Annotated in this window: 22 protein-coding genes and 1 tRNA gene; 13 read left to right on the forward strand and 10 right to left on the reverse strand. The window is 65.0% G+C overall.

Annotated features, from left to right (window positions below):
* Window positions 1-1,452, reverse strand: coding sequence for a pyruvate kinase (gene pyk, locus EPD81_RS08100; protein WP_142804935.1), 1,452 nt, complete (start codon window positions 1,450-1,452; stop codon window positions 1-3).
* Between the two features lie 163 nt (window positions 1,453-1,615).
* Between pyk and EPD81_RS08105 the strand changes: the two genes are divergently transcribed.
* Window positions 1,616-1,927: a hypothetical protein gene (locus tag EPD81_RS08105; RefSeq protein WP_142804936.1), complete on the forward strand. Its 312-nt coding sequence runs from the start codon at window positions 1,616-1,618 to the stop codon at window positions 1,925-1,927.
* Here EPD81_RS08105 and hemF read toward each other — a convergent pair.
* From hemF to metG, 7 genes are all read right to left on the reverse strand, one after another.
* On the reverse strand, window positions 1,911-2,873 hold the full coding sequence (gene hemF, locus EPD81_RS08110) for an oxygen-dependent coproporphyrinogen oxidase (RefSeq protein ID WP_142804937.1): 963 nt from the start codon (window positions 2,871-2,873) through the stop codon (window positions 1,911-1,913). The genes EPD81_RS08105 and hemF overlap by 17 nt on opposite strands.
* On the reverse strand, window positions 2,870-4,180 hold the full coding sequence (gene purD, locus EPD81_RS08115) for a phosphoribosylamine--glycine ligase (protein ID WP_142804938.1): 1,311 nt from the start codon (window positions 4,178-4,180) through the stop codon (window positions 2,870-2,872). The genes hemF and purD overlap by 4 nt, the downstream gene beginning before the upstream one ends.
* Window positions 4,181-4,208: 28 nt before the next feature.
* Entirely contained in the window at window positions 4,209-5,792 is a 1,584-nt protein-coding gene (gene purH / locus EPD81_RS08120; RefSeq protein WP_142804939.1) for a bifunctional phosphoribosylaminoimidazolecarboxamide formyltransferase/IMP cyclohydrolase, read from the reverse strand.
* 21 nt (window positions 5,793-5,813) lie between these two features.
* Complete coding sequence (locus tag EPD81_RS08125; protein ID WP_221929275.1) at window positions 5,814-6,062, reverse strand: helix-turn-helix domain-containing protein; 249 nt, start codon at window positions 6,060-6,062, stop codon at window positions 5,814-5,816.
* The gene (gene dusB, locus EPD81_RS08130; protein WP_142804940.1) at window positions 6,059-7,072 is read right to left on the reverse strand and encodes a tRNA dihydrouridine synthase DusB; all 1,014 of its coding nucleotides are present in this window, start codon (window positions 7,070-7,072) and stop codon (window positions 6,059-6,061) included. The genes EPD81_RS08125 and dusB overlap by 4 nt, the downstream gene beginning before the upstream one ends.
* Before the next feature lie 69 nt (window positions 7,073-7,141).
* Entirely contained in the window at window positions 7,142-8,827 is a 1,686-nt protein-coding gene (locus tag EPD81_RS08135) for a SulP family inorganic anion transporter (protein ID WP_142804941.1), read from the reverse strand.
* Window positions 8,824-10,926, reverse strand: a complete 2,103-nt coding sequence (gene metG / locus EPD81_RS08140; protein ID WP_142804942.1) for a methionine--tRNA ligase — start codon at window positions 10,924-10,926, stop codon at window positions 8,824-8,826. The genes EPD81_RS08135 and metG overlap by 4 nt, the downstream gene beginning before the upstream one ends.
* Before the next feature lie 51 nt (window positions 10,927-10,977).
* Here metG and EPD81_RS08145 point away from each other — a divergent pair.
* Window positions 10,978-11,062, forward strand: a tRNA-Leu gene (locus EPD81_RS08145).
* Window positions 11,063-11,146: 84 nt separating this feature from the next.
* Window positions 11,147-11,995: a 3-hydroxybutyryl-CoA dehydrogenase gene (locus tag EPD81_RS08150; RefSeq protein ID WP_142804943.1), complete on the forward strand. Its 849-nt coding sequence runs from the start codon at window positions 11,147-11,149 to the stop codon at window positions 11,993-11,995.
* A 108-nt stretch (window positions 11,996-12,103) separates the two neighbouring features.
* Here the strand turns inward: EPD81_RS08150 and rho are convergent, their stop codons facing one another.
* Together rho and trxA are read right to left on the reverse strand one after the other, a co-directional pair.
* Complete coding sequence (gene rho, locus EPD81_RS08155) at window positions 12,104-13,363, reverse strand: transcription termination factor Rho (protein ID WP_142804944.1); 1,260 nt, start codon at window positions 13,361-13,363, stop codon at window positions 12,104-12,106.
* Between the two features lie 157 nt (window positions 13,364-13,520).
* On the reverse strand, window positions 13,521-13,847 hold the full coding sequence (gene trxA, locus EPD81_RS08160) for a thioredoxin TrxA (RefSeq protein ID WP_142804945.1): 327 nt from the start codon (window positions 13,845-13,847) through the stop codon (window positions 13,521-13,523).
* A gap of 217 nt (window positions 13,848-14,064) precedes the next feature.
* On the opposite strand from trxA, the gene fdxA reads away from it, so the two are divergent.
* The 10 genes from fdxA (at window position 14,065) to leuB (ending at window position 24,474) form a co-directional block, all read left to right on the forward strand.
* Window positions 14,065-14,388 carry a ferredoxin FdxA gene (fdxA, locus tag EPD81_RS08165; RefSeq protein WP_142804946.1) on the forward strand — a complete coding sequence of 108 codons (324 nt, stop codon included), beginning with the start codon at window positions 14,065-14,067 and terminating at the stop codon, window positions 14,386-14,388.
* Window positions 14,389-14,423: 35 nt separating this feature from the next.
* Window positions 14,424-14,876, forward strand: coding sequence for a CBS domain-containing protein (locus EPD81_RS08170; RefSeq protein ID WP_142804947.1), 453 nt, complete (start codon window positions 14,424-14,426; stop codon window positions 14,874-14,876).
* Between the two features lie 115 nt (window positions 14,877-14,991).
* Window positions 14,992-16,662 (forward strand): AMP-binding protein, encoded by a 1,671-nt coding sequence (locus tag EPD81_RS08175; protein WP_142804948.1) that lies wholly within the window; start codon window positions 14,992-14,994, stop codon window positions 16,660-16,662.
* Window positions 16,663-16,912: 250 nt separating this feature from the next.
* Window positions 16,913-18,580 carry an acetolactate synthase large subunit gene (ilvB, locus tag EPD81_RS08180; protein WP_142804949.1) on the forward strand — a complete coding sequence of 556 codons (1,668 nt, stop codon included), beginning with the start codon at window positions 16,913-16,915 and terminating at the stop codon, window positions 18,578-18,580.
* Window positions 18,581-18,592: 12 nt separating this feature from the next.
* Entirely contained in the window at window positions 18,593-18,907 is a 315-nt protein-coding gene (gene ilvN, locus EPD81_RS08185; protein ID WP_142804950.1) for an acetolactate synthase small subunit, read from the forward strand.
* A gap of 62 nt (window positions 18,908-18,969) precedes the next feature.
* The gene (gene aroC / locus EPD81_RS08190; RefSeq protein ID WP_142804951.1) at window positions 18,970-20,100 is read left to right on the forward strand and encodes a chorismate synthase; all 1,131 of its coding nucleotides are present in this window, start codon (window positions 18,970-18,972) and stop codon (window positions 20,098-20,100) included.
* Between the two features lie 22 nt (window positions 20,101-20,122).
* A complete protein-coding gene (locus EPD81_RS08195) occupies window positions 20,123-21,283 on the forward strand; it encodes an MFS transporter (protein ID WP_142804952.1) in 1,161 nt (386 codons plus the stop codon).
* Between the two features lie 40 nt (window positions 21,284-21,323).
* The gene (leuC, locus tag EPD81_RS08200) at window positions 21,324-22,745 is read left to right on the forward strand and encodes a 3-isopropylmalate dehydratase large subunit (protein WP_142804953.1); all 1,422 of its coding nucleotides are present in this window, start codon (window positions 21,324-21,326) and stop codon (window positions 22,743-22,745) included.
* A 20-nt stretch (window positions 22,746-22,765) separates the two neighbouring features.
* Complete coding sequence (leuD, locus tag EPD81_RS08205; protein WP_142804954.1) at window positions 22,766-23,419, forward strand: 3-isopropylmalate dehydratase small subunit; 654 nt, start codon at window positions 22,766-22,768, stop codon at window positions 23,417-23,419.
* Complete coding sequence (gene leuB, locus EPD81_RS08210; protein WP_142804955.1) at window positions 23,416-24,474, forward strand: 3-isopropylmalate dehydrogenase; 1,059 nt, start codon at window positions 23,416-23,418, stop codon at window positions 24,472-24,474. Before leuD ends, leuB begins: the two co-directional genes overlap by 4 nt.
* Window positions 24,475-24,484 lie beyond the last annotated feature (10 nt).

Raw genomic sequence — 24,484 nt, forward strand, 5'->3', positions numbered from 1 at the left:
CTACACCGGCGGCGCGGCGGCTCGCAGGGTCTGGCCGACGCGCACGATCTTGAGGGTGTTGGTACCGCCGGGCACGCCGATGGGTTCGCCGATGGTGAGCGCGATGAGATCGTCGTAGGCGACGATGCCGCGCTCGAGCAGGATCTTCTCCGCTTCCCACAGCATTTCGTCGCGGTCCTGGTGGACTTGCGACACGAGGATGGGCGTGACCTGACGATAGAGCGTCATGTGGTTGCGCGTGTGCTCGTCGGGGGTGAGCGCGAAGATGGGGACACCGCAGTTGATCCGGCTCATCCACAGGGCGGTGGCGCCGGTCTGGGTCATGGCGGCGATCGCCTTGACGCGCAAGTGCCAGCCGGTCCAGATCGCCGACATGGCGATCGCCTCGTCGATGCGGGTGAAGACCCGATCGAGCAGCTCGCGATCGAGCGAGCTCTCCTGGGAGCGTTCGGCTTCGAGGCAGACGCGGTGCATGGCTTCCACCGTCTCGACCGGATAGCGGCCGCTGGCGGTCTCGGCCGAGAGCATGACCGCGTCGGTGCCGTCGAGCACGGCGTTGGCCACGTCCGAGACCTCGGCGCGCGTGGGCACCGGGCTTTCGATCATCGATTCCATCATCTGCGTAGCGGTGATGGTGAGCCGTTTGTGCTCGCGCGCGAGCCGCAGCATCTTTTTCTGTAGCGCCGGTACCGCCGCATCGCCCACTTCGACGGCGAGATCGCCGCGTGCGACCATGATGCCGTCGCTCGCCTCCAGGATTTCCTCGAGATTTTGCACCGCTTCGATGCGTTCGATCTTGGCGATGATGAGCGCGTGTCCGCCGGCGGCGCGCATGAGCTGGCGGGCCATGTAGATGTCGGCGGCGTTCTTGGGGAAGGATACGGCGAGAAAATCGACGTCGAGTTCGGCGGCAAGCCGGATGTCTTCCATGTCCTTGGCGGTGAGCGCCGGGGCCGAGAGGCCGCCGCCCTGCCGGTTGATGCCCTTGTGATCGGAGAGCACGCCGCCCACGAGCACCGTGGTATGGATGCGATCGCCGGCGACGTAATCGACCTGCAGCCGGATCTTGCCGTCGTCGAGCAGCAGTACGTCACCGGGGCGGACGTCGCGCGGCAGATCGGGGTAGTCGAGCCCGACGCGGGTCTCGTCGCCTACGGGGCAGTGGACGTCGAGGACAAATGGCTGGCCGCGCTCGAGCGTGATTTTCCCGTGGGCGAATTTACCGATGCGGATCTTCGGTCCTTGCAGGTCACCGAGTAGCCCCACGGGCCTTTCCCGCCCGAGGGCGAGTTCGCGCACCAGCCGGGCGCGGGCACGATGCTCGTCGGGGCTGCCGTGCGAGAAATTGAGCCGGGCGACGTCGAGCCCGGCATCGATCATGCGACCGAGTACCTCAAGGCTGGAGCTCGCCGGCCCGAGCGTGGCGACGATCTTGGTGTGGCGTGGAGGCATGGGGGCTCCAATGACGGCGTAAGGCGTTTGCGCTCGTCCATTGTAGCAAGAAGGGTGATCGTGGAGCGGGCAGGGAGAAACACTTTTTTACCGCGTCGCGAGATCGACGGAGTTAAGCTTTGATGGAGATAGGAACGTGTTCCGTGGAGGAAGGATGATGAATATGAAAAAGAAGATCGTCCTCGGTCTGGGGATCGTGCTGCTGGGGTCTTCGCCCGCATGGGCGGGCAAGCCATGGCATGGTAAAGCTCATGGCCGTCCGGACGTGGTGGTGATCGAACGCCATGACCATGGGCGTCATGTCGGTTGGCGACATCATCGGGATTACCGGCCGGTGACGGTGGTGCGTGAGAAAACGGTGGTCCATCACCATTGGGCCCCGCCGCCTCGGGTAGTCGAATACCGCTATGCCCGACCCTACTATGGGCCGGGCGTGACGATCGACGTCTCGCCGATCTTCATTCCGTTCCGGTGAGGGGTGTCTCGGCCGAGCGTTCGGCCCAATCGCGCGGCTCGAGTACCTCGTAGAGCGCCGCCTCGGGGCTGCCGGGCTCGGGGTGCCAGTCGTAGCGCCAGCGCGCGAGCGGCGGCAGCGACATGAGGATGGCTTCGGTGCGCCCGCCGCTTTGCAGGCCGAAATGGGTGCCGCGGTCCCACACGAGGTTGAATTCCACGTAGCGACCGCGGCGATAGGCTTGGAAGTCGCGCTCGCGCTCGCCGTAAGGGTGGGCGAGCCGCCGCTCGAGGATGGGGAGATAGGCCGGAAGGAAGGCGTCTCCCACGGCTTGGGTGAGTCGCCAGGCCGATTCGAAGGGGATGGTGCCGTCGGCCCCCAGATCGTCGAAGAAGAGCCCGCCCACGCCGCGCGGCTCTTCGCGATGTTTCAGGTAGAAGTACTCATCGCACCAGCGTTTGTAGTGCCGGTACTGCGTTTCGTCGAAGCCCGCGCCCAGCACCGCGTCGCGGCAGGTGCGGTGAAAGTGCACGATGTCTTCGACGAAGGGGTAGTAGGGCGTGAGATCCATGCCGCCGCCGAACCACCACACGGGCGGCAGCCCTTCGGCGGTGGCGACGAAGGCACGCACGTTGAGGTGTACGGTGGGGCAGTAAGGATTGCGGGGGTGCAGCACGAGCGACACGCCCAGCGCCTCGAAGGCGCGCCCGGCGAGCTCGGGGCGCCGTGCGCTCGCCGAAGGCGGCAGGCTCGCGCCGCGCACATGGGAGAAATTGACGCCGCCGCGCTCGAGCACCGGGCCGTCTTCGGTGATGCAGCTCACTCCGTCGCCCACGAGCGCTTCGCCCTCGGGCCGTTGCCAACGATCTTCGCGAAACGGGCGGCCGTCGATTCTGGCGAGCGCCGCCACGATGCGCGCCTGCAGCGCGAGGAAATGATGCCGGATCGCGGCGGTGTCGGGCGTCATGGGTGGTGGCGGTTGAGCGCCCGGTGGCCGATGTCGCGGCGCATCTGTTTGCCGGCGAACTCGATGCGGTCGGCCATGGCGTAGGCGCGCGCGATCGCCTCGCGCAAGGTTTCGCCGAGGGCGGTGACGCACACTACGCGCCCGCCGTTGGTGACGATCTGTCCTTCGCGCTCGGCAGTACCGGCATGAAAGACGAGCACCGGTTCCTTGGGTTCGAGGGGGGTGCATTCCTCGGGCAGCCCCGTGATGACGTCGCCTTTGCGCGGGGCTTCCGGATAGCCGGCGGCAGCGAGCACCATACCCACCGCCGGACGACGGTCCCATTGCGCTTCGATTTCGAGCAGGGAGCCGGCGAGCGCCGCTTCGATGAGCTCGACCAGGTCGGTCTTGAGCCGCGCGAGCAGCGGCTGCGCCTCGGGGTCGCCCAGGCGGCAGTTGAATTCGACCACCCGCGGTTCGCCCTGCGGCGAGATCATGAGGCCCGCGTAGAGAAAGCCGGCGTAGGGCGTGCCCTCGGCGGCCATGCCGGCGAGCGTGGGCTGGATGATCTCGCGCATGACGCGGGCGTGCACGTCGGGGGTGACCACCGGCGCGGGGCTGTAGGCGCCCATGCCGCCGGTGTTGGGGCCATGGTCGCCGTCGAGCAGGCGCTTGTGGTCCTGGCTGGTGGCCAAGGCCAAGGCGTTGCGCCCGTCGGCGATGACGATGAAGCTCGCCTCTTCGCCTTCCATGAATTCCTCGATGACCACGCGCGCGCCGGCGTCCCCCATGGCGTTGGCCACGAGCATGCGGTCGATCGCCTCGTGGGCCTCGGCAAGGGTCTGCGCTACCACCACCCCTTTGCCGGCGGCGAGCCCGTCGGCCTTGACGACGATGGGGGCTCCTTTGGCCTCGACCCAGGCGTGCGCCTGCGCGGCGTCGGCGAAGGTCTGGTACGCGGCGGTGGGAATTCCGTGGCGCTGCATGAAACGCTTGGCGAAATCCTTGCTCGCTTCGAGCTGGGCAGCGGCCTGGGTCGGGCCGAAGATCGCAAGCCCCGCTTCGCGGAAAGCGTCGACGATACCGGCGGCCAAAGGCGCTTCCGGTCCGACGACGGTGAGATCGACGTGTTCTTGGCGGGCGGCGTCGAGCCATTGTTCGATCGTGCTCGCCGGCACGTTGCGGCATTTCTCCGTGCGGGCGGTGCCGGGGTTGCCCGGGGCGACGAGGACGTGCTGCACGCGCGGCGATTGGGCAAGCTTCCAGGCGAGCGCGTGTTCGCGCCCGCCGCTGCCGATGACCATCACGGTGAGGCCGTGTTTATTCATAGGGGGTTTGCTCATTCTGTTCGGACGGTCAATGACGGAAATGGCGGATGCCGGTGAAGACCATGGCCAGGCCATGCTCGTCGGCTGCGGCGATCACCTCTTCGTCGCGCACCGACCCGCCGGGTTGGATGACGGCGGTGGCGCCGGCTTCGGCGAGTACGTCGAGCCCGTCGCGGAAGGGGAAGAAGGCGTCGGAAGCGACCACGCTGCCGCGCACCTCCAGACCGGCGTTGCGCGCCTTGATTACGGCGATGCGCGAGGAGTCGACCCGGCTCATTTGACCCGCGCCGATGCCGACGGTGCGCCGTTCCTTGCCATAGACGATGGCGTTCGACTTGACGTACTTGGCCACGCGCCACACGAAGAGGAGATCGCGCATTTCTTCGGGTGTGGGCAGGCGGCGGGTGACGACGCGCAGCTGGTCCGGGTCGAAGGAGACGGCATCCGGCGTCTGCACCAGGAGCCCCCCGCCGATGCGCTTGTATTCCCATTGGGTGGGATCGACGCCCAGAGGGCAACGCAGCACGCGCACGTTCTTCTTCGCCGCCAGCACTTCGAGTGCCTCGGGGGTATAGCCCGGCGCGATGAGTACTTCGAGGAACTGCCCTGAGACGGCCTGCGCCGCTGCCTCGTCGACGGGTACGTTGAAGGCGATGATGCCGCCGAAGGCGGAGGTGGGGTCGGTGGCAAACGCCCGCTGATAGGCTTCGAGCGGGGTTTCCCCGAGCGCGACGCCGCAGGGATTGGCATGCTTGACGATGACGCAGGCGGGGCCGTCGGCATCCGCGGCGAAGCTCTTGACGCATTCCCAGGCGGCGTCGGCGTCGGCGAGGTTGTTGTAGGAGAGTTCCTTGCCTTGCAATTGCTGCGCCTGGGCGATGCCACCCGCAGCCGCCCTCGGGTCACGATAGAAAGCGGCGCTCTGATGCGGGTTCTCGCCGTAGCGCAGGTCCTGCACCTTGTCGAAGGCCGGCTGGAAGGCGGTGGGAAATGGGCTCGTCTCGCCCGCCGGGGTGCGGGCGGTGAGGTAGTGGGAAATGGCGGCATCGTAGCGCGCCGTGTGCGTGAAGGCTTTGGCGGCGAGGCGGTAACGGGTGGCATGGCTCACACGCCCGCCATTGGCGTGCATCTCGTCGAGCAGCGGCGCATAGTCGGCCGGATCGGTGAGCACGGCCACGCCCCCTTGCTCGTTGCCGTGATTCTTGGCCGCGGCGCGTACCATGGCCGGACCGCCGATGTCGATGTTCTCGATCGCCTCTTCGAGGGTGCAGCCCGGGCGCGCCACGGTCTGCTCGAAGGGGTAGAGGTTGACGGCCACGACGTCGATGAGGGGGATGCCGTGGGCGGCGAGTGCGGCCAGATGGGCTTCGTCGTCGCGCCGCGCGAGGATGCCGCCGTGCACGCGGGGGTGCAGGGTCTTGACGCGACCGTCTAGCATCTCGGGAAATCCCGTGTGTTCGGCCACGTCGGTGACGTTCAACCCGGCTTCACGCAGCACCTGGGCCGTACCGCCGGTGGAGAGCAGCCGCAGGCCCAGCCGTTCGAGCCCTCGGGCGAATTCGACGATGCCGGTCTTGTCCGAGACGCTGAGGAGTGCGTATCTTTCCGTCATGATGATTTCCGTGCGTGAAGGTCAGCCGAGATGGTATTGCTGGATCTTGCGCCGTAGCGTGTTGCGGTTGATGCCGAGCATCTGTGCCGCCAGCGTCTGGTTGCCGTCGGCGCGGGCGAGGATGTAGCGGATGAGTTCGCTCTCGACCCGGTCCATCACCAGCGCGTACAGACCCGTGGGCGTCTGGCCCTCGAGGTCGTGGAAATAGCGCTCGAGCGTGGCGAGCACCGCCCGGCCGAGCTCGTTGCGGCATTCGGGCATCGGTTTCATGCGCAGACCTCGTCGGTCGTTTCCAGGGGTTCGATCCCCCGGCTGGCGAGTTCGCCGAAGAACTCGTCGATCGCCTCGCGCTGTTCGGCCACCATCTCGAGCTGGTTCATGCGCTGGCGGAAAGCCGCCGAGCCGACGAGGCCCTTGGTGTACCAGGAGATGTGCTTGCGCGCGACCTTCACGCCGGTCGTTTCACCGTAGAAGGCATAGAGGTCTTCGAGGTGCTCGAGCAGCAGGGCCCGGATCTCGGCCGGCGAGGGCGGCGGCAGGTGCTTTCCGGTGGCGAGGTAGTGTTCGATCTCGCGAAAGAGCCAGGGGCGCCCCTGGGCGGCGCGGCCGATCATCACACCGTCGGCGCCGGTGTAGTCCAGCACGGCGCGGGCCTTCTCGGGCGTGTTGATGTCGCCGTTGGCGATCACGGGAATGGAGACGAGGGTCTTCACCAGCGCGATGGTGTCGTATTCCGCTTCGCCCATGTATTGATCGGCCCGGGTGCGGCCGTGGATGGCGAGCGCCCGGATACCGCAGGATTCGGCGATGCGCGCCAGGCGCGGGGCGTTCTTGTTGGCGCGGTTCCAGCCGGTGCGCATCTTGAGCGTCACTGGGGTGTCGGGCACGGCGCGCACCACGGCTTCCAGGATGCGGGCGGCGAGCGCTTCGTCTTGCATGAGCGCGGAACCCGCATAGACGTTGCACACTTTCTTCGCCGGGCAGCCCATGTTGATGTCGATGATCTGCGCCCCGCGCTCGACGTTGTAGCGCGCCGCCTGCGCCATCATTTCGGGGTCGGCGCCGGCGATCTGCACGACGATGGGTTCGACTTCGCCCGTGTGGTCGGCCCGGCGCAGGGTCTTGGCGCTGCCATAGAGGAGCGAATTGGAGGTGACCATCTCGGAGACCGCCAATCCCGCGCCCAGGCGTTTGCACAGCTGCCGAAAGGGGCGGTCCGTGACCCCTGCCATCGGGGCGACGAAGAGGTTGTTGCGCAGGCGAAAGCCGAGATAATCCATCGCGGTGGGGTGGGTGTCGATCGTCGGGAACGGGCAAGTATACCGCAGCGCTCGCTGCTTGCCGCTACGCTACGTATAGGAAATCGATGGTTCGCGTCGCTGCAAGGTCGCGGCGTGCGCCAAGGCGTCCTCGAAGGTGCGTCGCACGTTCTCACGGCCGATTTCGTCGAGGAATCCCGCCTTGCGCAGCGTGCGGAACGTTTCGCGGCTCGGTTCGGCGAGCACCAGAGGGATGCCGCGTTTGTCGAGTTCGCGGGCGATGGCGCGTAGGGTGTCCAGGCCCGAAGCGTCGATGCTCACGAGTTTACCCAGGTCGAGCACGACCACGTCGGGCCAATCCTGCGTGTCGAGAATTTCATCGAGCTTGTGGATGGCGCCGAAAAAGAGTGCTCCGGAGATGCGGTAGGCAGCCACGCGCAGGGAGCCGTCGGGGCGAAGGAAACGCGCGGCGTCGGGGCGACGCTCGAGCGGCAAGCGATCCACGTGGGTGAAACGCGCCATCTGGTAGATGAAGGCGAGGCTCGCGAGCACCATGCCGACCTCGACGGCGATGGTGAGGTCGAAGAGCACGGTGAGCGCGAAGGTGGTGAGCAGTATCACGCGGTATTTGGTGCTGAAACGCTTGAGTGCGGTGGGCGACATTTCGTGCCAGTCGCCCATATTGACTGCGACCACCAAGACGATGGCGGCGAGCGTGGTGAGCGGCACGTGCGCGGCGAGCGGCGCGAGCACGAGCACGACGGCGAGCAGGGTGAGTGCATGCACCATGCCGGCCACGGGTGTGCGTCCGCCGGCGCGCACGTTGGTGGCGGTGCGGGCGATGGCGCCGGTGGCGGCGAAGCCGCCGAAGAGCGGGGCGACGACGTTGGCGATGCCCTGCGCCATCAATTCCTGGTTCGGGTCGTGTCGATCATCGATCATGCTGTCGGCCACCCGCGCCGAGAGCAGGCTCTCGATCGCGCCGAGCAGCGCAATGGCGATCGCCGGCGGCAGCAGTTGCCCCAATTTGGTGAGATCGAACGCCGGGAAACTCGGTGTCGGGATCGTTTGCGGAATGCCGCCGAAGCGCGTGCCGATCGTCTCTAGGGGTAAGGAGAAGAGCATGTTGACGGCGGTGGCGACGATCAGCACCGCTAACGGCCCTGGAATGCGACCGAGCCAGGCATGGCGCTTGGCGTAGCGGTTCCAGGTGAGGAGAAAGGCGAGCGAGGCAAGCCCGAAGGTGAGGGTAGGCCAGTGCGCCGTGGGCAGCGCCGTGGCGAGCGCATGCATCTTGCCGAAGAACTCGGCGGGGACTTTCTCGATCGCTAGCCCGAGGAAGTCCTTGATCTGGGAGAGGAAGATCACCACCGCGATGCCGTTGGTGAATCCGATGACCACGGGCAGAGGAATGAAACGCACCAGCGTGCCGAGTCGGGCGGCGCCCAGCGCGAAGAGCATCAGACCGGCGAGCATGGTCGCCACCAGCAGGTTCGCCTCTCCGTGTATGGCGACGATGCCATAGACGATGGGGATGAAGGCGCCGGTGGGGCCGCCGATCTGCACGCGCGAGCCGCCCAGCGCCGAAATGAGGAATCCGGCGACGATGGCCGTCCAGATGCCGGCCGAAGGGGACATGCCGCTGGCGATCGCAAAGGCCATCGCGAGCGGCAGCGCCAGCACGCCGACCGTTAGGCCAGCGGAGACGTCTGCGATCAGTTGTCCGCGGTCATAAGCACGTAGCGTATCGACGAGGCGCGGTTTGAAAAAGATCATTTGATCCTCATGCCGGGGAGGGCGCCCTCGTCGGGGGAAACCAGATAGATTCCTGGATGCGTACCATCCGGGTCGGAAGCGGCGAGCACCATGCCTTCCGAGACGCCGAACTTCATTTTGCGCGGTGCGAGATTGGCCACCAGTACGACCAGGCGGCCGACGAGCGCGGCGGGGTCGTAGGCGGATTTGATGCCGGCGAAGACTTGTCGTACCCGGGCGCTGCCGTCTTCCTCGCGTTCGCCCGCGTCGAGCAAGAGCCGCAGCAGTTTGTCGGCCCCCTCGACCGGCTCGGCGGCGATGACGCGCGCTACGCGCAGGTCGACACCGAGGAACTGCTCGAGCGTGATCGGTGCGGCCGATTCGGGCTTCGCCGCAGCGGGTTTGGTGGGAGGGGTGATCGGGGCGAGCGCTTCGCGGTTGGCTTCGATGAGCGCGTCGATCGCCTTGCGTTCGATACGGGTGAGGAGGTGCTCGTAGGGTTCGATCCGATGCCCGGCCGGCAGCGGCGCCCAGTCTTCCTTCCAGCACAGCGGTTCGATGGCGAGGAATCGCTCGACGCGCGCCGCGGTGCGCGGCAGGACGGGTTTGAGGAGGCGGGTGAGATCGCGAAACATGGTGAGCGCCGTGGAGCAGACGCGGTGCAGCCGATCGAGTTCACCGGTTTTCGCCAGTTCCCAGGGCTTGTGCTCGTTGATGTAGTGGTTGGCGGCGTCGGCGAGCGCCATCGCCTCGCGCAGCGCCCGGCCGTAGTCGGCGTCTTCGAACGCACGATGTAGCCGCTCGTCGCGGTGGGCGGCCTTGAAAGGGGCGAGCGCTTCGGCGTCGACGGGTCCGAGCCGGCCGTCGAAGCGCTCACCGATGAAGCGGGCGGTACGGCTGGCGATGTTGACGTACTTGCCGACGAGGTCGCTATTGACCTTGGCGATGAGGTCGTCGAAGCTGAGATCGATGTCTTCGAAGGTGCCGTTCGATTTGGTGGCGAAGTAGTAGCGCAACCATTCCGGGTCGAGCCCGTGTTCGAGCCAGGAGCGGGCGGTGATGAAGGTGCCGCGGCTCTTGCTCATCTTGGCGCCGTCGACGGTGAGGAACCCATTGACGTACTCGCGCGTGGGCGTGCGATAGCCGGAAAAGTGCAGCATCGCCGGCCAGAAGAGGGCGTGGAAGTAGAGGATGTCCTTGCCGATGAAATGCACCATCTCGGTGCCGGCTTCGGCGGCGCGCCGTGCGTCGATGTACTCGGCCACGTCGATGTCGCCGCGGCGCTTGGCGAGCGCGAGGAAACTCGCCAGATAGCCGATGGGGGCATCCAGCCAGACATAGAAATACTTGCCGGGCGCGCCCGGGATCTCGAAGCCGAAGTAGGGGGCATCGCGCGTGATGTCCCAGTCCGAGAGGCGGTTCTCGCCTTCTTCGCCGAGCCATTCCCGGATCTTGTTGGCGGCCTCGAGGCTCAGGTGGGGTTCGCCGCGCGCGTTGGTGCCGCGCGTCCAGCGGCGCAGGAATTCGACGCAGCGGGGATCCGAGAGTTTGAAGAAGTAGTGCTCGCTCTTCTTGAGGACGGGCTTGGCGCCGGAGACGGCGGAATAGGGGTTCTTGAGTTCGGTGGGCGAGTAGGCCGCGCCGCACGCCTCGCAGTTGTCGCCGTATTGATCCGGCGCGCCGCAGCGAGGGCATTCCCCTTTGAGGAAACGATCCGGCAGGAACATGCCTTTGACCGGGTCGTAGAACTGCTCGATCTCGCGCGCTTCGATCAAGCCTGCCGCCTTGAGCTTGCGGTAGATGTCTTCGGCGAAAAAGCGGTTTTCCTCGCTGTGCGTGCTGTGGTAGTGATCGAAGGCGACGAGGAAATCGGCGAAATCGCGGGCGTGTTCCTGCTGGACGCGGGCGATCAGCGCTTCGGGCGTGATGCCTTCTTTTTCCGCGCGCAGCATCACGGGGGTGCCGTGCGTGTCGTCGGCGCAGACGTAATGGACCGTGTGCCCGCACATGCGTTGGTAGCGCACCCAGACGTCGGCCTGTACGTAGCCCACGAGGTGGCCGAGATGGATGTCGCCGTTGGCATAGGGCAGCGCGTTCGTGACGAGAATCTTGCGGGTCATCTCCGGTCCTGATCGTTGCGGCAGTGAGCTTGGATTATAATGGTTTGGTCAGCCCGGGTGGCGAAATTGGTAGACGCACCAGATTTAGGTTCTGGCGCCGCAAGGCGTGGGGGTTCGAGTCCCTTCCCGGGCACCAAGTCTTCCGATTTTTGCAAGATGCATTTTTGTGGTACGCTGCAACGATCGATCGGCGTTTCCCTTCCCCCAAGAGGAGTCATTCATGCAGACCATCTTCATCGTCGGTGCAGGAACGATGGGCAGCGGCATCGCTCAGGTCGCGGCCCAGAGCGGATTTTCGGTGCAGCTCTTTGACATTTCCGCGCAGCAGCTCGAACGGGCGCGCGCCACGATCTCTGGCAACCTCGACCGCCTCGTGAAAAAAGAGAAACTCACGGCGGCGGATAGAGACGCGGCGCTCGCGCGCATCGAAACGGTGACCCAGCTCGACGGTGTGGCTGCGGCCGACCTGGTGATCGAGGCGGCGAGCGAAAACGAGGCGCTCAAGCTCGAACTCTTCGCCAAACTCGACGCGCTTGCCAAGCCGGAGGCGATCCTCGCATCCAACACGTCTTCCATTTCCATCACCAAGATCGCTGCGGCCACCAAAAATCCGTCGCGCGTGATCGGCATGCACTTCTTCAACCCCGTGCCGGTAATGGCTCTCATTGAGCTCATCCGCGGTCTGCAGACGTCCGACGAGACCTACCAGAAGGCCGAGGCGATCGCCAAGGCGCTGGGCAAGACGCCGGTGGCGGTGAAAAACAGCCCGGGCTTCGTGGTCAATCGCCTGCTGTGCCCCATGATCAACGAGGCGATCTTCGCCCTGCAAGAGGGGCTCGCGAGCGCCGAGGGGATCGACGAGGCGATGAAACTGGGCTGCAATCACCCGATCGGTCCGCTGGCGTTGGCCGACCTGATCGGCCTGGACGTGGAGCTCGCGGTGATGCAGGTGCTCTACGAGGGGTTCAAGGATCCGAAATTCCGCCCGGCGCCGCTGCTCGTCGAGATGGTGGAGGCGGGCAAGCTCGGACGCAAGACGGGCGAAGGGTTCTACCGCTACGACAAGTGAGCGCGACCTTCGCCGAGGGTACATCGTAAAAAAACCGCGGCTCAACGCCGCGGTTTTTTTACGTCCAGGCAGGCAGCAGGGATTACCCTTGGATGCCTCCGCCAGGAATCAGGCCCGGCGCATGGCGTCGAAAAACTCGGCGTTGTTCTTCGTCGCCTTGAGCTTGTCGAGGAGGAATTCGGTGGCCTCCAGATCGTCCATGCCGTAGAGGAGCTTGCGCAGGATCCATACCTTTTGCAGGATGTCGGGTTTCATCAGGAGCTCTTCGCGCCGGGTGCCGGAGCGGTTGACGTTGATCGCCGGATAGACGCGCTTCTCCGCCATGCGCCGGTCGAGGTGCAGCTCCATGTTGCCCGTGCCCTTGAATTCCTCGTAGATCACGTCGTCCATGCGGCTGCCGGTGTCGATGAGCGCCGTGGCGATGATGGTGAGGCTGCCGCCTTCTTCGAGGTTGCGGGCCGCACCGAAGAAGCGCTTGGGCTTTTGCAGGGCGTTGGCATCCACCCCGCCGGTGAGCACCTTGCCCGAGGACGGGACGACGGTGTTGTAGGCGCGCGCCAGGCGCGTGAGCGAGTCGAGCAGCACCACCACGTCGCGCTTGTGCTCGGTGAGGCGCTTGGCCTTCTCGATGACGATCTCGGCGACCTGCACGTGGCGCGAGGCCGGCTCGTCGAAGGTGGAGGCGACCACTTCGCCGCGCACCGAGCGCTGCATTTCGGTGACTTCTTCGGGACGCTCGTCGATCAGGAGTACGATGAGCACGACGTCGGGATGGTTCGAGGTGATGGCATGCGCGATGTGCTGCAGCATCACCGTTTTCCCCGTCTTGGGCGGGGCGACGATGAGGCCACGCTGGCCTTTGCCGATCGGGGCGATGATGTCGATGACCCGACCGGTGAGGTTTTCCTCGCTGCGGATGTCGCGCTCGAGCTTGAAGGCTTCGTTCGGGTGCAGGGGGGTGAGGTTCTCGAAGAGGATCTTGTGCTTGCACTTCTCGGGTGCTTCGCCATTGATGCGATCGAGCTTCACCAGGGCGAAGTAACGCTCTCCTTCCTTGGGGATACGGATCTCACCCTCGATGGTGTCGCCCGTGTGCAGGTTGAAGCGACGGATCTGTGAGGGCGAGACGTAGATGTCGTCGGGGCTGGCGAGATAGGAGGTATCGGGCGAGCGCAGAAAGCCGTAGCCTTCCGGCAGGACCTCCAATACCCCTTCGCCAAAGATGGGTTCGCCTTTCTTGGCGCGGTTCTTCAGCATGGCGAACACGAGTTCGTGTTTGCGCAGGCGGTTGGCGCCTTCGATGCCTTGTTCGGTGGCTAGCGCCAGGAGCTGGCTGACGTGCAGCGACTTGAGCTCGGACAGATGCATGGTTTTTGGTCGATGAAGGTTCTGTAGTCAATGAGATCTGAGAAGGCACGCCGCGAAGATCGACGCGGGCCGCCAGACGGGGAAAGTCTGAAAGTGCGCCGGCACGAAAGGCCGGCCTGAAAAATACGCCGAAATTACGCCGGTCGCGCGGCCGGCGTCAAAGATTGCTGTCGATGAAGGCGACGAGTTGGGATTTGGCCATCGCGCCGACGCGAGTGGCTTCGACGTTGCCGTTCTTGAAGAGCATCAGCGTTGGAATGCCGCGCACGCCGTATTTGGCAGGAGTTTCGGGGTTCTGATCGATGTCGAGCTTGCAGACCTTGAGCTTTCCTGCATACTCTTGGGCGATTTCGTCTAGGATCGGAGCGATCATCTTGCATGGGCCGCACCATTCGGCCCAAAAATCGAGCAGCACAGGCATTTTTGCCTGTAGGACTTCTTGCTCGAAGGTGGAATCGCTCACGTGATGGATGTGTTCGCTCATCGTGTGTCTCGGGGATGGACTGATAGGGGGTGAGAAGGAAAGCCCCGGCCGTATGGCTTCGGGGCAATAGGGCGTAACTTAGGGCATTGGCGACGAGACGTCAAGAGGATCGACGTCGAATCGGGCATGATGGGGCGCAAAATACGGGGAGCGTGGTATAAATGCAAAAAACTCGGGATGTCGTTTGCCCGGTGTTCGCAAGCAAAGGGGTTTTCCCATGACCTATGTCGTGACCGAAGCGTGCATTCGCTGCAAGTATACCGATTGTGTGGATGTCTGTCCCGTCGACTGTTTCCGCGAGGGGCCGAACATGCTGGTGATCGACCCCGATGAGTGCATCGACTGCTCGCTGTGCGTACCAGAATGCCCCGTGGAGGCGATTTATGCGGAGGACGACGTTCCGGCCGATCAGCGCGATTTCATCGCCCTGAACGCCGAACTCGCCAAGCAATGGCCGCCGATCGTGGAGCGCAAGGATCCTTTGCCCGATGCCGACGAATGGGCCAAGGTCCAGAACAAGCGTGACCAGCTGCTGCGCTGAGTCGCTTTCGACCACGTGCGTAGGGAGAGGAAACCATGAAAGTACGGGAGATCTTGGCGATCAAGGGAACGGCGCTCTTCACCATTACCCCCAATCGTTTCCTCTCCGACGCGGTGGCGGTGATGGTGGAGCAGGACATCGGCTCTCTGGTGGTGTTCGACGCGGGGAAAATGGTGGGGCTGCTCACTTTTCGTGAAGTGCTGGTGGCCGTGCATCATGCCTGTGCTTCCTGGGGCATGTTGACGGTCGAGGAGGCGATGCTGCGCCAGCCCATCGTCGCCGATCCCGACATGGAGCTCGATGCCTTGCGCCTGCGCATGGTGCAGACGCGGCAGCGCTATTTTCCCGTGATGGAGGAGGGCACCTTGCTCGGCGTCGTGTCGTTCTACGATGTAGCCAAGGCGGTGCTCGAAGAAAAAGACTTCGAGAATCGGATGTTGAAAGACTACATCCGCAATTGGCCGGAGACCGGCGAAAAAGAAGTTTGATCGAGGGTCCAGGGATATCCATGCCAGTCGCCCGTAAGAGGCGTCGGCGCTACCGGAGGAGGGATCGAGGCCGCGGGAATCAGCCTGCGGCGTGATCCGAGGTGGAGGAGAATCCATGGAAAAAATCTGGCTCAGGAGCTATCCGCCGGGCGTGCCGGCGGAAATCGACCCGACCGAGCATGCCTCGCTGGTCGACTTGTTCGAGCGCAGCGTGGCGCGTTTCGCCGACCTGCCTGCGTTCACCCACATGGGCAGGACGTTGACCTACCGCGAGGTGGACCGTCTTTCGGCCAACTTCGCTTCTTTCCTGCAACATGGGTTGGGTTTGGCGCCAGGCTCGCGGGTGGCGCTGATGCTGCCCAACGTGCTGCAATATCCGGTGGCGATGTTCGGCATCCTGCGGGCCGGCTGCGTGGTGGTCAATGTCAATCCGCTCTACACGCCGCGCGAGGTGTCGCATCAGTTGCGCGACGCCGGTGCCGAGGCGATCGTCGTGCTGGAAAATTTCGCCCATACGCTCGACGAAGTTCCGGAAGTGCGCTCGTTGAAAGCAGTAGTAGTGACTTCCTTGGCGGAGATGCTGGGGGCGCCTCGCTCGTGGGTGGTGGATTTCGTCGTGCGCCGAGTGAAAAAGATGGTGCCGCCGTGGCGTCTGCCCGGGCACATTCGCTGGGGGGAAGCCTTGCGGCGGGGGGCCGTGCGCTCGATGACGCGCGTCGAGCCCGGGCTCGAGGACGTCGCTTTCCTGCAATACACGGGGGGGACCACGGGGGTGGCCAAGGGGGCAGTACTCCTGCACCGCAACCTCATCGCCAACGTGCTGCAAGCGACGGCCTGGGTCGGATCGGTGTTGCGCGAGGCCGAGGAACGCGTCGTGACCGCTCTGCCGCTGTACCACATCTTCGCACTCACGGCCAACTGCCTCGTTTTCTTCCGCCTGGGGGGGCACAACCTGCTCATCACCAACCCCCGGGACATCGACGGCCTGGTGCGGGAATTGAGCAAGTGGCCGTTTACCGCGATCACCGGCGTGAATACCCTCTTCAACGCTTTGGTGCATCACCCCGAGTTTGCCAAGCTCGATTTTTCCCCGCTCAAGCTCACCCTGGGTGGAGGAATGGCGGTGCAGCAAGCGGTGGCGCAGAAGTGGCAGCAAATCACCGGACGACCGCTGCTCGAAGCCTATGGCTTGACCGAAACCTCGCCGGCCGTGACGATCAATCCCTTGGATTTGCCGGCGTTCAATCATTCGATCGGTCTGCCTCTTCCTTCCACGGACGTGAGCCTGCGCGACGATGCCGGAGCCGAGGTGCCGCCGGGTGAGGCGGGTGAGCTGTGCGTGCGCGGGCCGCAAGTGATGCGGGAGTACTGGAACCGCCCGGACGAGACGGCCAAGGTGTTCTTCCCTGATGGATTCTTGCGCACGGGCGACGTCGCGAGAATGGACGAGCGCGGTTTCCTCTTCATCGTCGATCGCAAGAAAGACATGATCCTCGTGTCGGGTTTCAACGTCTATCCCAACGAAGTCGAGGACGTGATCGCTCTGCATCCCGGGGTGTTGGAAGTGGCGGTGGTGGGCGTGCCCGACGAACACAGCGGCGAGGCGGTGAAAGCCTACGTGGTGCGTCGCGATCCCTCGCTCGATGCCGAAGCGATTCGGCAATGGTGCCGCGAACGGCTCACGCCCTACAAGGTGCCGCACCATATCGAATTCCGCGAGGAGCTGCCCAAGACGCAGGTGGGCAAAATCTTGCGTCGTGCCTTGCGTGAAGAGGCGCGAGGGTAGGGATGCAAAAATCGCTTGTCAGCGACCGATTTTCATGTTTTACTTTTTCCTGTGAAGTGAATCGGAGTATTTGGGTGACCCGTTCCGCCCTTTTCCTGGTCGTTCTGCTGTCCGTACGCGTAGGCGTAGGGCCGCATGCGCCCCGGAGGGACTGAAGCCGGATCAAACCGTACGACCGATTCGAACCCGACCCCCTCCGGAGCCAGTCTCCCGAGGGGGTTTTCGTTTTTCAGGCACGAGGAGTAGGGCGATGATGACGATGACCGGCGCCGAGTTGATCGTGCGCTTGTTGGAACAGCAGGAGATAGAGACGATCGTGGGCATTCCCGGCGGGGCGATCCTGCCGCTCTACGATGCCCTGAGTCAGTCGAAACGGATTCGGCACGTGCTCGCGCGCCACGAGCAGGGTGCCGGTTTCATGGCCCAGGGCATGGCGCGGGTGACGGGCAAGCCCGCGGTGTGCTTTGCTTCGAGCGGCCCGGGGGCGACGAACCTGGTGACGGCGATCGCCGATGCACGGCTCGACTCCATTCCGCTGGTGGCGATCACGGGGCAGGTGCCGCTCGCCATGATCGGCACCGACGCGTTCCAGGAGGTCGACATCTACGGCATGACCATCCCCATCACCAAGCACAATTTCCTCGTGCGCTCCGCCGCCGAGCTGCTGGAGGTGATCCCGCAGGCGTTTCGCATCGCCATGTCCGGGCGTCCGGGGCCGGTGCTCGTCGACGTGCCCAAGGACGTGCAGAACCAGCTCGTCACGTTCGAGCGCCTGCCGGCGCCGGCGGTGCCCGATCCGCTGCCGCCGCTGGATGAAACGGCGATCGCGGCGGCAGCGCGTTTGATCGACGAGGCCGAGCGTCCCGTGCTCTATCTGGGCGGCGGGGTGATTCATGCCGATGCCGCCCCGCTCGCGGTGACACTGGCCGAGCAGACGGCGATGCCCACCACCATGACGCTGATGGCGCTGGGGGCGATGCCGGTCGATCATCCCCTTTCGCTGGGGATGCTGGGTATGCACGGCGCGCGCTATACGAACTTCGCCTTGCAGGAATCGGACTTGTTGGTGTGCGTCGGAGCGCGTTTCGACGACCGGGCGATCGGCAAGGCCTCGCAGTTCTGCCCGGAGGCGAAAGTGATCCACATCGACATCGACCGGGCGGAACTGGGCAAGATTCGCCGTCCCGACGTGGCGATCCATGGCGACGTCAAGGCCGTGCTGCAGGCGCTGTTGCCCCGGGTGCGGGCTCAGCTGCGCAAACGCTGGCTGAGCCACGTGGCGAGTCTGAAGTCGCGCTTCCCGCTGGTGCTGGAAGGGCGGGATGACCCACGTAGCCACTATGGGCTCATTCAGGCGGTGGCCAAGGCGCTCGACGACGACGCGGTGGTGGTCACCGACGTTGGCCAGCACCAGATGTGGGTGGCGCAAGCCTACCCCTTGCGCCGGCCGCGGCAGTGGCTCACTTCCGGCGGGCTGGGCACGATGGGTTTCGGACTGCCGGCGGCGATCGGTGCGTCGCTCGCCGAGCCCCAGCGCACGGTGGTGTGTTTCACCGGCGACGGCAGCCTGAAGATGAACATCCAGGAGATGGCCACGCTCGCCGAAGAAGGGGGCAAGGTCAAGATCGTGCTGATGAACAACCAGTCGCTCGGCCTCGTCTACCAACAGCAGAACCTCTTCTATGGCAAGCGCGTGATTGCTTCGAACTACCGTCGACCGACCGATTTCGTCAAGATCGCGGAGGGATTCGGCCTGGAGACGCTCGATCTGGATCACAGTGCGCATCCCGAGGCCGATCTGGCGGCGATCCTGCGCCGCCCCGGCCCGGCGCTGATCCACTGCTCGATCGATCGCGAGCGTTTCGTCTATCCCATGGTGCCGCCGGGCGCCGCCAACACCGAGATGATCGAGGGCTGACAGGAGAGAGAGATGATCGAACAAGTGGCCGAGCCGCTGCCCACGAGCGGTTTCGAGAAAGTGGTGCTGGAGCTGGAAGTCAACAATCATCCCGGGGTGATGAGTCATATTTGCGGGCTCTTTGCCCGGCGCGCTTTCAACGTCGAAGGAATTTTGTGCATGCCCTTGCCCGACGGGCAGCGCAGCCGCATCTGGCTCACCGTCTTTGCTGACCAACGGCTGGAGCAACTCATCCGCCAGCTCGAGCGTCTGGTGGACGTGCTCGAGGTGCGCCGCCACGGGGCTGACCACGAGGTGTTCGTGCAGTTGGAGCGATTCTTCCAGTGAATCGAAGCCGTGTGGAGCGCATGCTAAACTCGTTCCTTTGCGTACGGGCGACAAGGTAAGCGATGGCGGGCAATACCTTCGGCACAGTGTTCACGGTGACTTCCTTCGGAGAATCGCACGGTCCGGCGATCGGCTGCGTGGTCGACGGCTGCCCGCCGGGCTTGGCGCTCACCGAGGCCGACATCCAGCGCGAGCTCGATCGGCGCAAGCCGGGCACCTCGCGCCACGTCACCCAGCGGCGCGAGCCCGACACCGTCGAGATCCTCTCGGGCGTTTATGAGGGTATGACCACGGGCACGCCGATCGCGCTCCTGATCCGCAACGTCGACCAGCGTTCCAAGGATTACGGCAACCTCGTGGAGACGTTTCGCCCGGGGCATGCCGACTACGCCTATACGATGAAATACGGCCGGCGCGACCCGCGCGGCGGCGGGCGCTCTTCGGCGCGTGAGACGGCGGTGCGGGTGGCAGCCGGGGCGATCGCCAAGAAATGGCTGCGCGAGCGCCACGGCGTGGTGATCCGCGGCTTCATGGCGCAATTGGGGCCGATCGAAATCCCCTTCGTCTCCTGGGAACACGTGGAGCACAATCCTTTCTTCGCCCCCAATCTCGAGCTGGTGCCGGAGCTCGAGCGCTTCATGGATGCGCTGCGCAAGGCGGGCGACTCGGTCGGAGCGAAACTCACCGTGGTGGCAAGCGGCGTGCCCCCCGGTTGGGGCGAGCCGGTGTTCGGTCGGCTCGATGCCGAGATCGCCGCGGCGATGATGAGCATCAACGCCGTCAAGGGCGTGGAGATCGGCGACGGTTTTGCCGTCGTGACCCAACGCGGCAGCGAGCATGGCGACGAGCTCACGCCGCAGGGGTTTCTCTCGAACCACGCCGGCGGCATTCTCGGCGGCATCAGCACCGGGCAGGATGTCGTCGTCCATCTGGCGGTGAAACCCACCTCCAGCATCCGGCTCGAGCGACGCTCGATCGATCTGCGCGGGGCGCCGACCACGGTGGCCACGCACGGACGGCACGATCCCTGCGTGGGGATCCGCGCCACGCCCATCGCCGAGGCCATGCTCGCGCTGGTGCTGATGGATCAGGCGTTGCGCCATCGGGCGCAGTGCGGTGACGTGGTGCCTCCCGTTTCCCCTCTCCCCGGGGTGGCGCCGGGCGTGGTGGGTCCGGTTCCCTCGCCCCGCTGACCCCGTGGTGCAACGGGAGGCATTGCCTTATTGGCGCTTGTCGCTCTATAACCTGAGCTATTTCGCCTTCCTGGGTATTTTTGCCCCTTATTTTTCTCTCTACCTCGCCGCGCTCGGTTGGACGGCCGGCGCGATCGCTGCCGCGATGGCGCTGATGCAAGCCATGCGCGTGCTTGCGCCTCCCTTGTGGTCTCTGCCCTTGGAACGAGGGGTGGGCCATGTCGCTCTGTTGCGTCGGGCGGCCGTGATGGCGCTCGCGGCCGGGGGCGTGTTCTTGGTGGCCAGTGAGCCGCGCTGGGTGTTACCCGCCGTGGCAGTGATCGGTTTTTGTTGGAGTGGAGCGCTGCCGGTGTTCGAGGCGCTCACTTTCGCGCACTTGCGCGAAGAGGCACACCGCTATGCGCGGATCCGGCTGTGGGGTTCGATCGGTTTCATCGTCGCGGTGCTCGGTCTCGGTCATTGGCTCGAGCGAGACGGCGTGGAGACGTTACCGGTATGGTTGGCGGCGGCACTGGCCGGCGGGGTCTTGATGGCCTTCGCCTTGCCAGAACCCACTCCGACGCGAGTTTTGGTCCGGACCTTGCCGCCATGGCGTACCGTGTTGGCGCGTCGTGAGGTGACGGCTTTTCTGCTCGCATCTTTCGCCATGTCGGCAGCGCATGGGCCGCTGTATGTTTTCTATTCCATGCACCTCGATCGCTTGGGGTACGGTAAGGAGGCAATCGGCGCGCTCTGGGCGCTGGGTGTGGCTTCCGAGATCGTGTTATTCTGGGCTTTGCCTGGACTACTGCGACGTTTTACCGTGCGCACGCTCTTGTTCGTTGCCTACGGTGCGGCCGTGGTACGTTTCCTCGCAATCGGATGGGGCGGAGCCTGGCCGGTGGTCGTGGTGTTGGCGCAACTGTTGCACGCGGCCACGTTCGGCGTGTTCCACGGCGCGAACGTGCACTTGCTGCGGCAGTGGTTTCCCGGCCCCTTGCTTGCGCGCGGCCAGGCGCTCTATGGCAGCTTGTCCTTCGGGGCCGGCGGAATGCTGGGAGCCATGGTGTCCGGCTGGTCTTGGTCGGCCCTGGGGCCAGAGTGGACCTATACCCTCGGCAGTGCGTTTGCACTGTCCGGAATGGGCTTCGTTGTCATCGCGCTACGCCACGGTGCTAGCGTCGATGACGAGGTTGTGAAATAATTGCGCGCCATGGGCGCGCTCGACCCGGAGAGAACCTTCGATGAACGCCAAGACGTTGTATGACAAATTGTGGAACGCGCATCTGGTGCGCCAAGAGCCCGATGGCACGGCCCTCATCTACATCGATCGCCACCTGATCCATGAGGTAACGAGCCCCCAGGCGTTCGAAGGGCTGCGTTTGGCAGGACGCAAGCCCTGGCGAACGGCTTCCGTCGTCGCCACGGCCGATCACAACGTCCCCACCGACCCCGGCGAGAGCGAGATCCGCGATCCCGTCTCGCGCGAGCAAGTCGTCACCCTCGACCAGAACATCCGTGCCTTCGGGGCGCTGCGTTACTTTCCCTTTCGTGACCCGCGTCAGGGCATCGTGCACGTCATCGGTCCGGAGAGCGGAGCGACGCTGCCGGGGATGACCGTGGTGTGCGGCGATTCGCATACCTCCACGCACGGGGCCTTTGCCTGTCTCGCTCACGGCATCGGCACTTCCGAAGTCGAGCACGTGCTCGCCACCCAGTGCCTCATCCAGAAGAAAGCCAAGAACATGCGCGTGCGCGTCGACGGCAGCCTGCCACCGGGCGTCTACGCCAAGGACGTGATCCTGGCGATCATCGGGAGAATCGGCACCGCCGGCGGCACCGGGCACGCCATCGAATTCGCCGGTGAGGCGATCCGCTCGCTCTCCATGGAAGGGCGCATGACGGTGTGCAACATGGCGATCGAGGCCGGCGCGCGCGTGGGCATGGTCGCGGTCGACGATAAGACCATCGACTACTTTCGCGGCAAGCCGCTCGCGCCCAAGGGCGAGCTGTGGGAGCGGGCGGTCGACTACTGGCGTACCCTGGTGTCCGACGCCGATGCCCGGTTCGATCGCGAGGTGGTGCTCGATGCCTCCACACTCAAACCGCAGGTCACCTGGGGCACTTCGCCGGAGATGGTCACCGACATCGAAGGGCGGGTGCCCGATCCGGCCGCTTTCGCCGATCCGGTCAAGCGGGACGCCGCCGAGCGGGCGCTCGCCTACATGGGGCTGGAGCCGGGCACGCCGATCACCGAAATCCCGGTGGATCAGGTCTTCATCGGCTCGTGCACCAATTCCCGCATCGAGGATCTGCGCGCGGCCGCCGCCGTCGTGCGCGGGCGCAAGAAAGCGCCCAACGTCAAGCGCGTGCTGGTGGTACCCGGTTCGGGTCTGGTGAAGAAACAGGCCGAGGAAGAGGGGCTACACCGCATTTTTCTGGAGGCCGGATTCGAATGGCGCGACCCGGGCTGCTCCATGTGCCTGGCGATGAACGCCGATCGGCTCGAGCCGGGCGAGCGCTGCGCCTCGACCTCCAACCGCAACTTCGAAGGCCGTCAGGGCGCGGGTGGCCGTACCCACCTCGTGAGCCCGGCCATGGCCGCCGCTGCCGCCATCGCCGGACACTTCGTCGACGTGCGCGAACTGCTGCCGGCCGCCGTCTGAAACCCGAGAGAGACAAAGACATGGAACAATTCATCCGCCTCGATGGTCTGGTCGCTCCGCTCGATCGGGCCAACGTCGACACCGACGCCATCATTCCCAAGCAATTTCTCAAGTCCATCCACCGCAGCGGCTTCGGCCCCTACCTCTTCGACGAGTGGCGCTACCTCGACCACGGTGAGCCGGGGATGGACTGCAGCAAACGGCCGAAGAATCCCGATTTCGTGCTCAACCAGCCGCGCTACGAGGGAGCGCAGATCCTGCTCGTGCGCGAGAACTTCGGCTGCGGCAGCTCGCGCGAGCACGCGCCCTGGGCTTTGCTCGATTATGGTTTCCGCGCGCTGATCGGCCCCAGCTTCGCCGACATCTTCTACAACAACTGCTTCAAGAATGGGCTCTTGCCCATCGTGCTGCCGGCCGAGGAAGTCGATCGGCTCTTTCGCGAGTGCGAGGCCACGCCCGGCTACCGTCTGGTGATCGATCTGCCGTCGCAGACCATCACCACGCCCGAAGGGCGGGTGATCTCCTTCGAGATCGACCCCTTCCGCAAGGAGTGTCTGCTCAACGGCTGGGACGACATCGCGCTCACGCTGCGCCACGCCGACGAGATCCGCCGCTTCGAAGCAGCCTATCGCGCGCGCCATCCCTATTACTTCGTCGAGGAGTCCGCGGCATGAAGAAACGAATCTGCGTGCTTCCGGGCGACGGCATCGGCCCGGAGATCGTCGCCGAGGCGGTGAAAGTGCTCGACGCCCTCTCCCTGCCGCTCGAGTATGAATACGCCCTCCTGGGCGGCGCGGCGATCGACGCCACCGGCGAGCCTTACCCCGAGGAAACGCGTTCGGCGGCGCGGCGGGCCGACGCGGTACTGCTCGGTGCCGTGGGCGGGCCGAAGTGGGACGAGCTGCCGCGTGCCCAGCGTCCCGAGCGGGGGCTTTTGGGGATCCGCAAAGATCTGGGGTTGTTTGCCAACCTGCGCCCGGCCGTGCTCTTCCCCGAGCTGGCCTCGGCTTCTTCCCTGAAACCCGAAATCGTCTCGGGGCTAGACCTCGTCATCGTGCGGGAGCTCACCGGGGATATTTATTTCGGCGAGCCGCGCGGCATCGAGGTGCGCGACGGCGAGCGGGTCGGGTTCAACACCATGATCTATCGCGAAAGCGAGATCCGCCGCATCGGCCGCGTGGCTTTCGAAACCGCCCGCCGCCGCGGCAAGAAGCTGTGCTCGGTCGACAAGATGAACGTGCTCGAGACCACCCAGTTGTGGCGCGACGTGATGAACGAGCTCGCGCCGGAGTATCCCGACGTGAGCCTCACGCACATGCTCGTCGACAACGCCGCGATGCAACTCGTGCGCGCGCCCAAACAGTTCGACGTGATCGTCACCGGCAATATGTTCGGCGATATCCTCTCGGACGAGGCGGCCATGCTCACCGGTTCCATCGGCATGCTGCCCTCGGCCTCACTCGACGAGCAGGGCAAGGGGCTCTACGAGCCCTGTCACGGTTCGGCGCCGGACATCGCCGGGCAAGGCGTGGCCAACCCGCTCGCCACCATTTTGTCGGCGGCGATGATGCTGCGCCACAGCTTCGGCTGGGAAGACGCGGCCGCGCGCATCGAAAGCGCCGTGCGCACCGTGCTCGCGCAAGGGCTGCGCACGCGCGACATCTTCGAGCCCGGTACGCGGCTCGTCGGCACCGCCGAGATGGGCGACGCGGTGGTCGCGGCGCTGTAATGACAGAAAA

This window comes from Tepidiphilus sp. J10, assembly GCF_006980785.1.
Lineage (GTDB): Bacteria > Pseudomonadota > Gammaproteobacteria > Burkholderiales > Rhodocyclaceae > Tepidiphilus > Tepidiphilus olei.

What these genes read in the sequence shown, in the direction of transcription:
- pyk (WP_142804935.1), bottom strand. Translation starts at nt 1,452, where the DNA reads ATGCCTCCACGCCACACCAAGATCGTCGCCACGCTCGGGCCGGCGAGC.
- EPD81_RS08105 (WP_142804936.1), top strand. Translation starts at nt 1,616, where the DNA reads ATGAAAAAGAAGATCGTCCTCGGTCTGGGGATCGTGCTGCTGGGGTCT.
- hemF (WP_142804937.1), bottom strand. Translation starts at nt 2,873, where the DNA reads ATGACGCCCGACACCGCCGCGATCCGGCATCATTTCCTCGCGCTGCAG.
- purD (WP_142804938.1), bottom strand. Translation starts at nt 4,180, where the DNA reads ATGAATAAACACGGCCTCACCGTGATGGTCATCGGCAGCGGCGGGCGC.
- purH (WP_142804939.1), bottom strand. Translation starts at nt 5,792, where the DNA reads ATGACGGAAAGATACGCACTCCTCAGCGTCTCGGACAAGACCGGCATC.
- EPD81_RS08125 (WP_221929275.1), bottom strand. Translation starts at nt 6,062, where the DNA reads ATGAAACCGATGCCCGAATGCCGCAACGAGCTCGGCCGGGCGGTGCTC.
- dusB (WP_142804940.1), bottom strand. Translation starts at nt 7,072, where the DNA reads ATGGATTATCTCGGCTTTCGCCTGCGCAACAACCTCTTCGTCGCCCCG.
- EPD81_RS08135 (WP_142804941.1), bottom strand. Translation starts at nt 8,827, where the DNA reads ATGATCTTTTTCAAACCGCGCCTCGTCGATACGCTACGTGCTTATGAC.
- metG (WP_142804942.1), bottom strand. Translation starts at nt 10,926, where the DNA reads ATGACCCGCAAGATTCTCGTCACGAACGCGCTGCCCTATGCCAACGGC.
- EPD81_RS08150 (WP_142804943.1), top strand. Translation starts at nt 11,147, where the DNA reads ATGCAGACCATCTTCATCGTCGGTGCAGGAACGATGGGCAGCGGCATC.
- rho (WP_142804944.1), bottom strand. Translation starts at nt 13,363, where the DNA reads ATGCATCTGTCCGAGCTCAAGTCGCTGCACGTCAGCCAGCTCCTGGCG.
- trxA (WP_142804945.1), bottom strand. Translation starts at nt 13,847, where the DNA reads ATGAGCGAACACATCCATCACGTGAGCGATTCCACCTTCGAGCAAGAA.
- fdxA (WP_142804946.1), top strand. Translation starts at nt 14,065, where the DNA reads ATGACCTATGTCGTGACCGAAGCGTGCATTCGCTGCAAGTATACCGAT.
- EPD81_RS08170 (WP_142804947.1), top strand. Translation starts at nt 14,424, where the DNA reads ATGAAAGTACGGGAGATCTTGGCGATCAAGGGAACGGCGCTCTTCACC.
- EPD81_RS08175 (WP_142804948.1), top strand. Translation starts at nt 14,992, where the DNA reads ATGGAAAAAATCTGGCTCAGGAGCTATCCGCCGGGCGTGCCGGCGGAA.
- ilvB (WP_142804949.1), top strand. Translation starts at nt 16,913, where the DNA reads ATGATGACGATGACCGGCGCCGAGTTGATCGTGCGCTTGTTGGAACAG.
- ilvN (WP_142804950.1), top strand. Translation starts at nt 18,593, where the DNA reads ATGATCGAACAAGTGGCCGAGCCGCTGCCCACGAGCGGTTTCGAGAAA.
- aroC (WP_142804951.1), top strand. Translation starts at nt 18,970, where the DNA reads ATGGCGGGCAATACCTTCGGCACAGTGTTCACGGTGACTTCCTTCGGA.
- leuC (WP_142804953.1), top strand. Translation starts at nt 21,324, where the DNA reads ATGAACGCCAAGACGTTGTATGACAAATTGTGGAACGCGCATCTGGTG.
- leuD (WP_142804954.1), top strand. Translation starts at nt 22,766, where the DNA reads ATGGAACAATTCATCCGCCTCGATGGTCTGGTCGCTCCGCTCGATCGG.
- leuB (WP_142804955.1), top strand. Translation starts at nt 23,416, where the DNA reads ATGAAGAAACGAATCTGCGTGCTTCCGGGCGACGGCATCGGCCCGGAG.